General features: G+C 46.0%; 11 protein-coding genes. 7 read left to right on the plus strand and 4 right to left on the minus strand.

Going from position 1 to position 11,974, the window contains the following annotated elements; genetic code table 11:
• Nucleotides 1-54: 54 nt before the first annotated feature.
• Entirely contained in the window at nt 55-1,467 is a 1,413-nt protein-coding gene (locus R7P69_RS07085) for a coniferyl aldehyde dehydrogenase (RefSeq protein ID WP_017820990.1), read from the plus strand.
• A gap of 175 nt (nt 1,468-1,642) precedes the next feature.
• On the opposite strand, the gene R7P69_RS07090 is transcribed toward R7P69_RS07085, so the two are convergent.
• On the minus strand, nt 1,643-2,122 hold the full coding sequence (locus R7P69_RS07090; protein ID WP_054577838.1) for an aminoacyl-tRNA deacylase: 480 nt from the start codon (nt 2,120-2,122) through the stop codon (nt 1,643-1,645).
• Nucleotides 2,123-2,278: 156 nt separating this feature from the next.
• On the opposite strand from R7P69_RS07090, the gene R7P69_RS07095 reads away from it, so the two are divergent.
• The 4 genes from R7P69_RS07095 to R7P69_RS07110 all read left to right on the plus strand — a co-directional run bounded on the left by R7P69_RS07095 (nt 2,279) and on the right by R7P69_RS07110 (nt 7,271).
• Nucleotides 2,279-3,820 carry a glutamate synthase-related protein gene (locus tag R7P69_RS07095; RefSeq protein ID WP_238952684.1) on the plus strand — a complete coding sequence of 514 codons (1,542 nt, stop codon included), beginning with the start codon at nt 2,279-2,281 and terminating at the stop codon, nt 3,818-3,820.
• 186 nt (nt 3,821-4,006) lie between these two features.
• Nucleotides 4,007-6,181, plus strand: coding sequence for a catalase/peroxidase HPI (gene katG, locus R7P69_RS07100; protein ID WP_017820988.1), 2,175 nt, complete (start codon nt 4,007-4,009; stop codon nt 6,179-6,181).
• Nucleotides 6,182-6,346: 165 nt separating this feature from the next.
• Nucleotides 6,347-6,799, plus strand: a complete 453-nt coding sequence (locus R7P69_RS07105; RefSeq protein WP_017820987.1) for an antitoxin Xre/MbcA/ParS toxin-binding domain-containing protein — start codon at nt 6,347-6,349, stop codon at nt 6,797-6,799.
• Nucleotide 6,800: 1 nt separating this feature from the next.
• Complete coding sequence (locus tag R7P69_RS07110) at nt 6,801-7,271, plus strand: RES family NAD+ phosphorylase (RefSeq protein WP_005376497.1); 471 nt, start codon at nt 6,801-6,803, stop codon at nt 7,269-7,271.
• A gap of 29 nt (nt 7,272-7,300) precedes the next feature.
• Here the strand turns inward: R7P69_RS07110 and R7P69_RS07115 are convergent, their stop codons facing one another.
• Nucleotides 7,301-9,199, minus strand: coding sequence for an acyltransferase family protein (locus R7P69_RS07115; RefSeq protein WP_104976131.1), 1,899 nt, complete (start codon nt 9,197-9,199; stop codon nt 7,301-7,303).
• Between the two features lie 241 nt (nt 9,200-9,440).
• Between R7P69_RS07115 and R7P69_RS07120 the strand changes: the two genes are divergently transcribed.
• Nucleotides 9,441-9,716 carry a nitrogenase-stabilizing/protective protein NifW gene (locus R7P69_RS07120; RefSeq protein ID WP_017635333.1) on the plus strand — a complete coding sequence of 92 codons (276 nt, stop codon included), beginning with the start codon at nt 9,441-9,443 and terminating at the stop codon, nt 9,714-9,716.
• Nucleotides 9,717-9,833: 117 nt separating this feature from the next.
• Here the strand turns inward: R7P69_RS07120 and R7P69_RS07125 are convergent, their stop codons facing one another.
• Both R7P69_RS07125 and gloA read right to left on the minus strand, forming a co-directional pair.
• Complete coding sequence (locus tag R7P69_RS07125; RefSeq protein WP_206958814.1) at nt 9,834-10,934, minus strand: alkene reductase; 1,101 nt, start codon at nt 10,932-10,934, stop codon at nt 9,834-9,836.
• 11 nt (nt 10,935-10,945) lie between these two features.
• Nucleotides 10,946-11,332: a lactoylglutathione lyase gene (gloA, locus tag R7P69_RS07130; RefSeq protein WP_017635331.1), complete on the minus strand. Its 387-nt coding sequence runs from the start codon at nt 11,330-11,332 to the stop codon at nt 10,946-10,948.
• 211 nt (nt 11,333-11,543) lie between these two features.
• Here gloA and R7P69_RS07135 point away from each other — a divergent pair, with 211 nt between their 5' ends.
• Nucleotides 11,544-11,972, plus strand: coding sequence for a PaaI family thioesterase (locus R7P69_RS07135; protein ID WP_238952683.1), 429 nt, complete (start codon nt 11,544-11,546; stop codon nt 11,970-11,972).
• The last annotated feature ends 2 nt before the right edge of the window (nt 11,973-11,974 follow it).

The following is an 11,974-nucleotide window of genomic DNA, read 5'->3' on the forward strand; positions in this document are numbered from 1 at the left end:
GCGCTCGTGTTAACTTGGGGCGTCATTGGTAGAAACTAGGCTAGGAGAAGCATCATGAACGCAATCACAGAGGTTGAAGTAGATAACTTGTTACAGCAAAGCCTCGAACGCTTAAAAGCGGCATATGCAGCCGAGCCTTATCCTAGTTTAGATGAACGTAAACAGCGCCTCGTTTTGTTAAAAAAATCGCTGCTTGAGAACAAACAAGCTCTGGTTGAAGCGTTAAGTGACGATTTTGGCTATCGCTCAGAATTTGATACCGCTATGACCGACGTTTTGCCAACGGTCTCGCATATTAATTATACCCTCAAACGACTAAAAAAATGGTGCAAACCCAGCAAGCGCGAATCCGGCTTATTGCTCGCACCTTCTAAAGTCACCGTTCAGTATCAACCGTTAGGTGTCGTCGGGATCATTTCACCTTGGAACTTTCCTGTGATTTTGAGCCTTGCGCCTTTAGTGACAGCATTGGCTGCTGGCAACCGCGTGATGATGAAGCTCAGCGAATTTACGCCAAAAACCAATAAAGTCATCGTCGATATTTGCCGTGGGTTGTCTGAGTATGTCGAAGTTTTTGAGGGTGAAGCAGACGTCGCACAAGCATTCAGCCAACTGCCATTCGATCACCTTTTGTTCACGGGTTCTACGAGTGTTGGTCGCGCAGTGGCAAAAGCGGCAGCGGAAAACCTTACCCCGGTGACGTTAGAGTTGGGTGGAAAGTCCCCGGTGATCATTGCAAAAGATGCAGACATGAAGAAAGCCGTGGATGCTATCTTGTTTGGTAAATGCATTAATGCAGGCCAGATTTGTGTCGCGCCTGACTACGCATTTGTACCGCAAGAACGTGTCGAAGAGTTCATTTCGCTATTCTTAAAACGTTTTGAAAAGCTCTATTTAAAATCCAACAAGAATCAAAAGCTGACCCATATTGTCAACCAACGACAATATGATCGTTTGACTGCGCTACTTGAGGATGCAAAAGCGCAAGGTGCTAACCTTCACACTGTTGAGGCGTCGCCCCAAGAGGAACGACTTCTGTATCCTCATTTGGTCACGGATGTGTCGCCGAATATGCGAATCATGCAAGAGGAGATCTTCGGGCCATTTCTACCTGTTAAGCCCTACAATGCCGTTGATGAAGCGATTGACTACATTAATCAGCACCAAAGACCACTTGCGCTGTATGTTATGTCGGACGACAAATCGACTATCAAACATATTGTACGCAACACCCACAGTGGTGGCGTCGGCGTTAATGATACGGTTTTACATGTTGGCGCTGAAGATGCGCCTTTTGGTGGCGTTGGTGAATCGGGTATTGGGCATTATCACGGAGAGGAAGGATTCAGAACTTTTAGTCATGCGAAAACCATTCTTCACACACCGAAATGGTTGCCAAGAACGAGCGTATTAATGCGCCGTAGGGCTATGGCGATAAAAGCGATCCAAAAGATCTTTGTTCGATAATAATTATGATTTGATTGATAAAAAACCGCCCGAATAGGCGGTTTTTTGTTTCTATATGCTCTGAAACGCTGGGCACCAAAGTCCGAGAAACTTCCATCGCGTGCTACCAACAAAACAAAGAAAGGCTCTTGTTGATAGAGCCTTGTTCAGGAAGTGTCGAGAGATCTTGGCAAGTTTAATGCAGAACTTCACTGCTGAATCTTAGATATCTACAGTCGTTCATCAGTTCTTTAAACGCCTTTCGGTCCAGCTTAATCAGAGTTTCATGATCGCCAGCTTCAAGGTAGACATGTTCCAAGTTTGCTAGTCTTTCATCGCAAACTGTCGACATGTGGTAAGGGCTACCAATCGGTGGAATAGCGCCGTGTTCACAATCGGTGAAGAGTCGGTAAACCATACGCTCTTTCACCAAGTGGAAGGTGGCATTAAATTCGTCGTTTAATCTCGACAAACTGATTTTGTTGTTGGCAGGTAAGACCGCCATCATATGACGCCCTTCATGATCCTCAAGAATCACACCTTTTGCGATATTCATTAAAGGCACACCTGCTGCAACACCACTTTGTAGCGAGCTATGACTGTGGCTGTGATTCACGGTTTGAAAGTGAATGTTATGCTCAGTCAAATATTCATCTAATCGGGTTGCAATCGCCATATAGCCTCCACGTGTATGAGACCCATAAAAAGTATAGGTTAGTCGGGCGACAATCGCGCATTTTACTCGGCGACACTGACGCTCTTTACGCTCCTGTTCTACGCTTATTGCAAGCCAGCGAGAAAGCATGGTTAACAATAATAAATAGGGGGCAACATGAGCAAGCCAATCATCGCTGATAACAAGCCGATCAAAGTAGAGTTGAAAGCTGGGCAAGAATATTACTTCTGCCGATGTGGGCGTTCTAAAAATCAACCTTACTGCGATGGGTCTCATTCGGGAACCGGCTTAAAGCCAATGAGCTTTAGTGCGGAAAAAGACGAAGATGCCTATCTCTGCCAATGTAAGCATACCGCCAATGCTCCTTTTTGTGATGGTACACACAAGCGATTTACCGCAGAGCAAGTCGGTAAAGAGGGACCGGAACAAAAGCGAGAGAAAAGAGACAAACCAACGGCGTCTGCTACTCAAGAAGAACCAACCCTCGAGTTTATCCACCAATTAGCGAGAGAGGGACTCTCTAAACTCGGTCATCATGGTCCGATGGCTGCAATGGGGGTTCCTAGGCATTTGCTACCACATTGGGATGCTATACAAATCATGGTGGCGCAAATGGCGACACAACCGTTGTTGGAAGACGTTCCTGTGTCTACCGAGTTGATTGTGGGACCAAACGCGCGTAAGCCGCTCAGACTCGCCATTCCTTTGTTGGTGTCGGACATGAGTTTTGGCGCACTTTCTGAAGAGGCGAAAATTGCACTAGCAAAAGGTGCAGAGTTGGCAGGGACTGGGATTTGCTCTGGTGAGGGTGGCATGTTACCGGAAGAGCAAGCCGCCAATTCACGGTATTTCTATGAGCTTGCTAGTGCTCAATTTGGCTACGACGAATCTAAGCTTCTTAATGTTCAGGCGTTTCACTTCAAAGGCGGGCAAGGAGCAAAAACGGGCACGGGTGGTCATCTGCCTGCAAATAAAAATGTAGGTAAGATCTCTCAGGTGAGAGGCATCCCCGAGGGACAACCAGCGATATCACCACCAACGTTCAAAGATCTTCACACTACTCACGATTTCAGAAAGTTTGCTGACAGAGTTCGTGGCATCACAGGCGGTATTCCAATTGGATTTAAACTCAGTGCCAACCATATTGAGCAAGACATTCAGTTTGCGCTTGATGCTGGGGCTGATTATATCATCTTAGATGGTCGCGGTGGTGGCACGGGTGCGGCGCCAACTATGTTCCGTGATCATATTAGTGTGCCCACCATCCCTGCATTAGCTCGTGCACGTAAGTACTTAGATGAAAAAGGCGTAAGTGACCGCGTCACATTAATCATCACCGGTGGGTTGCGAGTTCCTACGGATTTTGTCAAAGCGTTGGCACTTGGAGCAGACGGAGTAGCGATAGCAAACAGTGCGATGCAATCGATCGGTTGTGTCGCGGCTCGCATCTGCAACACCAATAATTGCCCGGCAGGCATTGCGACACAAAATGCCGATTTGAGGCAGCGTCTCGACGTTGAAAAGTCATCCCAGCAACTGAAAAATTTCTTCGAATCCTCGGTCGAGCTCATGAAAGTCATGGCGAGGGCGTGTGGTCATCACGCTCTGAATGAATTTAGTCATCATGATTTAGCGACCTGGGATCACAACATGGCGAAGCTGTCTGGGATTAAGTATTCAGGTATGGACTTAAACTGATCTCTATCCATATTTTCTGCATATAGGTACATGTTTGATAACAATTATTTATTCGCTGAAATGTTTGAAATTTTGACTTGGCGTTAACTAAAAAAACAGTGTATGAACTACGCTGTTTGAGGTGGATATTCGATTTATTGAATAACAAAGAGTGGTTACCACAACCACGACACGAAGGAGCATTATATGAGCAAAGCAAACGGCGGTTCGGTAGGTAAATGTCCAGTTATGCATGGTGGGCAAACATCTACAGATAAGTCGGTGATGGATTGGTGGCCGAATGCCTTGAACTTAGACATCCTGCATCAACACGACTCCAAAACCAACCCATTTGGTCAGGACTTTAATTACAAAGAAGAACTGAAAAAGCTAGATGTCGAAGCACTTAAAAAAGATTTAAAAGATTTAATGACTGATAGCCAAGACTGGTGGCCTGCCGACTGGGGACACTACGGTGGTTTAATGATCCGAATGGCATGGCATGCAGCGGGCAGTTATCGTATTGCGGATGGCCGTGGCGGTGCTGCTACAGGCAACCAACGCTTTGCTCCTCTCAACTCTTGGCCAGATAACGCCAACCTCGATAAGGCTCGACGCCTTTTATGGCCAATCAAGAAAAAATATGGCAACAAACTAAGTTGGGCAGACCTGATTGTCCTTGCCGGTAACATGGCGTACGAATCCATGGGTTTTAAGACCTTTGGCTTTGCGTTTGGACGAGAGGACATCTGGCACCCAGAAAAAGACACTTACTGGGGCTCTGAGCAAGAATGGTTAGCCACAAGTGACGCTGATAACAGCCGCTACTCTGGTGAGCGAGATTTAGAAAACCCGCTTGCTGCGGTAATGATGGGTCTTATCTATGTGAACCCTGAAGGGGTAGACGGTAACCCAGATCCTCTCAAAACAGCACATGACATGCGAGTGACCTTTGCGCGAATGGCAATGAACGATGAAGAAACCGTCGCGCTCACAGCTGGTGGTCACACGGTGGGTAAGTGTCATGGTAATGGTGATGCCGCAAACCTTGGCCCAGAGCCCGAAGCAGCAGACGTTCATGAGCAAGGTCTTGGCTGGATTAACCACAAAACACGTGGTATTGGCCGTGACACGGTAACGAGTGGCATTGAAGGTGCTTGGACAACACACCCTACACAATGGGACTACGGATACTTCCACCTACTATTTAAGTATGACTGGGAACTGAAAAAGAGCCCAGCCGGCGCATGGCAATGGGAGCCAATCGACATTGAAGAACAAGACAAGCCTGTCGATGTTGAAGACGGTTCTAAGCGCTACAATCCAATCATGACCGACGCCGATATGGCGCTCAAAATGGACCCTGAATATCGTAAGATTGCAGAAAAGTTCCAAAATGACCCTGCGTACTTTGATGACGTTTTTGCTCGTGCCTGGTTTAAGTTGACACACCGCGATCTAGGACCAAAATCATGTTATTTCGGCCCTGATGTGCCAAGCGAAGATCTTATTTGGCAAGACCCAACGCCCGCAGGTAAGACAGACTACGATGTTGATTTAGTAAAAACAAAAATCGAAGCAAGTGGCCTATCCATTAGTGAGTTAGTAAGTACGGCGTGGGATAGTGCGCGTACTTACCGTGGCTCTGACCGCCGAGGCGGTGCAAATGGCGCGAGAATTCGCTTGGCTCCGCAAAAAGATTGGCAAGGGAACGAACCTGAACGTCTAAGACGTGTTCTTGCGGTGTTAGAAAAAATAGCAGCAGAAGAGGGCTGTAGTGTTGCAGATGCTATCGTGCTTGCTGGTAACGTAGGTATTGAACTGGCTGCGCGTGCCGCAGGTCATGATGTTTCCGTACCATTCGCGCCAGGCCGAGGTGATGCCACCCAAGAGATGACGGATGTGGAATCGTTCGAAGTACTTGAGCCTGTTGCTGACGGTTTCCGAAATTGGTTGAAGAAAGACTACGCGGTTAAGCCAGAAGAGCTTTTATTAGATCGTGCTCAGCTTATGGGGCTAACGGCGCCAGAAATGACGGTACTTATCGGTGGTATGCGCGTTCTAGGCAGTAACTACGGCGGTGGAAAAGAGGGCGTATTTACTGACCGAGTAGGCACTTTGTCGAATGATTTCTTCGTGAACCTTACTGACATGGCATATACGTGGAAACCAGTGAGTGCTAATCAATATGAAATCCGTGATCGTAAAACCGACGCTGTGAAGTGGACGGCTACTCGAGTGGATCTTGTCTTTGGTTCAAACTCGATCCTGCGTTCGTATGCGGAAGTGTATGCGCAAGATGATAATCAGGAAAAATTCATCCATGACTTCATCGCCGCATGGACGAAAGTCATGAACGCGGATCGTTTTGACTTGCAATAAGTGAAACGATGCCCGTCGGTAAATGGGTTGATGAATAAGTAAGAGAGGCGGGCGAAAAGCTCGCCTTTTTCTTTACCTATCTTTTTACTTTGATTGTTACTTTGATTGAAAGTTAAGCTCATTTGAACCATAATAACTGGACCATATGAACCATAGGAGCTTGATATGGCAACTGCAGCATTAAAAAGCTTCAAACCGAAACAACCTCATAAAGCCAATTTCTGGTTTATGTTGGGTATTGAAGACGCTGAAACAGGTCGCACTGATGCGGTTCACAAAGGCTTTGAGCCAAAGGTGTATCGCAATATTGTTGAGCGTGTGAAGCTTTCTCAGAGTGAGTTTCAAAACGTCACATTGATACCTGTTAGCACGATCAAGCGTCGTCTAAAAAACGATGAGCGCTTCAATACGCAAGAAAGTGATGCAATCTATCGATTAGCGATGTTATTGAAACTCGCGACAGAACTGTTTGACGACGAAGAGCGCGCGTTAAAATGGATGAGAGAGAATGTGTACGGCTTAGGTGGAAAACGTCCACTTGATATGGTCTCGACTACGGTGGATTTTGAAATCGTAAAAGATTTGATCGGCCGTTTAGAGCACGGGGTATTCTCGTAATATGAAGCTCTATCGTCTCACACAAAAGAAATTTGCTGACACGCCATTCAGCCCCGTTGGCGCAAAGTTGTTTGGAGGGCGATGGAACTCAAAAGGAACCGAAGCCCTCTACTTCTCTGAATCGGAATCCCTTTGCTCGTTGGAAGTATTTGTTCACGTAAACAACGATCCTGCTATCACCAAACTTTACGATTTATATCGTATTGAAATGCCAGAATACCTCATCGCCACCTTAGATGAAGAAGATCTCCCTGTGACGTGGCGGGCAATACCGGCGAGCGAGTCTACGCAGTACATTGGTGATCAGTTTCTCAATGATCCTCATCCAGAGTTTGCCGCGCTGCAAGTGCCTTCAACGATTTCACCTCGTGATAAAAACTACGTGGTGAATCCAAATCATCCCAAAATGAAAGAGATCATCAAGAAAGCCGAAAAGCTCGATTTCGCGTTTGATCCGCGCATTTTCAAATAGACGCCTAGCTTTGTCTTGCTTTAAAGCATTCAGCGCTTACCTGAGATAAGCGCTGAAGCATAAAAGTTTATTCCCTTGGTTATTCGGTCGTAAGTGAACTGTTGCGCTTCATTTGTACTGTTGTGGTAATGCCCAAGCACCAACTCAGCACCTTTGTAAGATAAATGGCTGTCATCCGTATACATCGCATTGTTTGCTCCAACTCTCATTCGACATACGCCATTTCTGCAAATGGCATCGGTCAAGTCGACAAACTCAACGTGCTCAAATTGCTCAAAGTAGTTCACTAACTTCGCCACGTTTTGAGGGTGATGTTGTTTGGGAGAAAAGTCGCAGGCAGACTCTTCTGTCTCGCCAAACAAACGCGCTTTCCAAAGGCATTCTCCTACCGCAAACGGTGCAGAAGGGGTTGGACCGAAAACGACCACTTCCTTTCCTTTCAGTTCATTCAATAATTTGGTTAATGATGCTTCATAATCGGCTTGTGAAAGCTCTTTATTGAAATTAGAAGAGATAACAACGCGACGAATGGAAGGGGTACTTAGAATGGTATCGACAGCCTCATTGAAGAACTGTCGGCAAGAAATTGAGCCAGCAGCTTCTAGGATGTCGACATAACCGACCGCACAGGAATCTTGAGTAAGTTGCACCACGCCAGTTGGTGTTACTTCGGATAGACGCTTCACGTAAACCATGCTGTGACTATTGCCTAACACAGCGATGGCGGGCTGCGGCGCAGACGAACACACATCGTTAACGTTGGTGTTGCCGTTGCAATCTAAACCATAACCGTTGTTAACGCGCATGGCCTCGAAAAATGCGCTTCTTTCTGGAAAACCACCGTTCTGATGACCGATAACGCCGAGCGTTAGCAAGGGCAGCGTCAACAACACAATAACCGCGGACACAGTGCGCATGCTCATGGCTTTTCGGCTACGGAACGGCTTTTCAATAAAGCGCCAAGTGAAGTAAGAAAGTACAAAAAGAGTGACAACGTAAAGTGGGATATTGATGTCTTGTGTTGTGTCCAACACGTAGCGGTAAAAGACAAATAATGGAATGTGCCACAAGTATAAGCTGTAGCTGATTAAGCCGACGAACACGACCCACTTTAGGCTCAGTAATCTACCGCAGACATTGTCTTTAGAGGCAAACAAAATCACCAACGCGCTACCGATGACCGGCACCAGCAGCGTAATGCCCGCGCCATCTTGCGATTTTTCAAACAAAAGCGCGGAAGCCAATATCAAAACGATGCCAATGGTTGCTAGCGTATCGTTAGATTGAACTTGGACTTTTCTCATCACTAATGCGAGTAATGAACCGGTTGCCAGTTCCCAAGCACGAGAGAAGATCATGTAAAAAGTGAAATCAGGATCGTTGCTCGCGTAGACAATAGTCATCAAACTCAGCGCAAATACCACGATGAAAAAAGTTAGGTAAAACGCGTTTTTTCCACGAGCGAGTAGCATGAGTAGCAAAGGAATGACAATGTAGTATTGTTCTTCAACGCCCAAGCTCCATGTGTGGAACAGCGGGTTGGCTTGATCTTCTAAACCGAAGTAATTGTGGCCTTTCAAATACAGAAGAATGTTGGATGCGGAAAGAATGGAAGACACTGCGAACTGACCAACGTCTTTGTGTGCTTGCGGCAAAAATAGCCACCAAGACATCAAATAGCTGACGGCGATCACCACCAGTAAGAGGGGGAGTATGCGACGAATGCGTCGCTCATAAAAATCACCAAGGCTGAACTTCTGGTTTTCTAAGTCGTTAATCACGATGGTAGTGATCAAATAGCCGCTGATCACAAAGAACACGTCGACGCCAATAAAGCCACCAGCGAATTGCTCAACTCCTGCATGAAACAAAATCACCAACGTGACAGCAATCGCCCTTAATCCGTCTACTTCTGCTCTGTAAGTCATATCGTGTTGCTCCAACATTCCGTTTAATGAAGTAGAGCAAAATATGAACCAGAAATAATGTTTATTTAAATCAGTGCCTTAAAGTGATTGTCAAAATGAAAATGCTAGGTGGGTTAACGAATTCCCAAATTGAATTTCAATATGGAAAACCCATAAAGAATGATCTTAAGAAGCGCTAAATCAAAGAACGTAAAGCGCGAGGCACTTAGACTTCATTGAAAATGATTACGCTAAAGAAACGATGACAGAGAATACGATTCAGGAAAAAATTGCCAGCTTTACTTGTATCGAAGAGGCTTTGGATTACTTCGACATCGAGTTTGATAGCCGATTTATCGAAAACAACCGAACCGAGTTGGTTAAGAGGTTTAACGGCTACTTAATCCTCACTAAACCGGATGATTGGTTTTCAGGTCGTCGTGCTTTAAAAAATGCTTACTGTAAAGTACAACGCCGTTTGCTCAGTAAAACGACGCGCTCTGCGTGCCGAGGTTGTACATCTTGTCAAAGACGTTAATTCTGGTGGCTTGCCTAAAAAGAACCCTGCATCTTGGCGTCACAGGGGGAAGAGCAAGGTTCTTTTGGGTTAGCTATTGGTTTGTCGCGAGTTGCGAATCAGCTTTACGTAGATGAATTAACCCGCGTGATACGCAGGGTAGTCCACTAAGCCTTTTTCACCGCCGCCGAACAATGTGGCAGGGTCATGTTCTGCCAGTGGATAGCCATGTTTGATGCGGCTTGGTAAGTCTGGGTTTGCAACAAACGGACGGCCAAAGCCAATCATGTCAGCTAAACCACTTTCGATCGCGTGTTGCGCCTTTTCAGCGTTGTAACGACCGGCATAAATCAGTGTACCTTTGTACGCCTCACGAACTGCGGTTTTAAAGTTGTGCGGAGTGTCTGGCGCGTCGTCCCAATCTACTTCTGCAATGTGAATGTAAACCACATTGAGTTTATCAAGCAGCGCTGCAGCGGCGGTGTAGGTTTCGACTGGCGTACTATCAACGGTGCCATTTAACGAAGTGAATGGTGCAAGACGAACACCAACACGCTCAGCGCCAATAGCTTGCGTCATCGCTTCTATCACTTCACCAAGAAAACGCAGACGGTTTTCAATAGAGCCACCGTATTCATCGGTGCGGTTATTCGCTTCAGAATCGATAAACTGGTTAACCAAGTAGCCATTCGCTGCATGAAGCTCGATACCATCGAATCCGGCTTCTATCGCGTTTAGGGCGGCTTGGCGGTACTCTTCAATAACGTTCTTGATGTCTTGTTTGGTCATTTCACGTGGCTCAACCACGTCGACAAAACCCGGTTCGTCTGTGCCGTTATCGACAAATACTTTCACGTTTTCTGCTTTTAGCGCAGAAGAAGAAATAGGTTGCTCACCGCCAATGTTATCAGGGTGAGTCACGCGACCAACGTGCCACAATTGCGCGAAGATAGTGCCGCCATTCTCGTGCACCGCATTAGTTACCCTTTTCCAGCCAGCAATTTGCTCTGGGCTGTAAATGCCTGGTGTCCATGCATAGCCTTGACCCATTGGCGAAATTTGTGTGCCTTCAGCAACGATTAGGCCCGCTTCAGCACGTTGAGCATAGTAGGTCGCCATCATATCGTTAGCGATATTACCTGGTTGAGAAGCACGAGAGCGCGTCATCGGAGGCATAACGATACGGTTTTTTAATGAGAGAGAGCCAAGTTGAATGGGTTGAAATAATGCGTCTGTCATAGGAAACCTCGTTATTTTTGAGTTTGGATGAGTTCGATTTGGTAACCATCGGGATCTTTAATGAAGGCGATGTGAGTTTCTCCGCCTTTCATTGGACCTGGCTCGCGAGTAACGTTGCCACCAAGCGCTTTAATTTTTTCGCAAGCGGCGTAAATATCTTCAGACCCCAGTGCCATGTGTCCGAATGCGTTACCCAAGTCGTAACTGTCGGTATCCCAGTTATAAGTTAGCTCGATGGTCGCGCCATCTGGTTGATCAGTGTTACCAACAAACACCAGTGAGTAACGGTATTCTTGGTTTTCAAAACGATCCAAAACACTCATTCCCAGAACTTTTGTATAAAATTCGATAGATTTGTCTAGGTCAGCTACACGGATCATCGTGTGGAGAAACTTCATAAGTCGCCTTTTCATAACGTTGCGTAATCACTATGCAAACCATATCGCCACTCTAAATAAACTGGAAATTATCGTTAATTATTAAAATGATTATTTAGTGTTATGAAAAGCGAGGTTGCTGGCCCTGCAACATGCAAACAAAGATTACTCGCCGTTTCTTTTTAATTGTTGGCATATGCTAATTACTCTTTTGAGAAACCGAGTAACTATCATGTCTACAAACAGCTATTGTCATTACACTCACGAATCTCATCATCAATGTGCGGTTTATTCTTCAATTAATGTGAATCCGAACTCTTTGGCCGTGAACTACCAATACCTAGCCGATGGTTCTGTTGTCGGAGAGTTTCACGTTTTACCGCGTCATCAAGGTTACACAGACCTGTTGCATGGTGGTATTGCCAGTTCGCTTCTCGATGGTGCAATGACGCATTGTTTGTTATCTAGAGACATTCAAGCCCTTACGGCGCAGTTGGATGTGCGCTACCATGCACCTATTCAGTTAGATGATCGAGTCACGATTACTGCACACTGTGAAGGTGAACGACGCGGTATATATCAACTGGTGGCTCAATTGCGGGTCGAAAGCGAAGTTAGAGTGACGGCTAAAGGGAAGTTTATTCGTCCTAAAAAGGCATAAAT

This window comes from Vibrio sp. 661 (assembly GCF_033339315.1).
GTDB lineage: Bacteria > Pseudomonadota > Gammaproteobacteria > Enterobacterales > Vibrionaceae > Vibrio > Vibrio alginolyticus.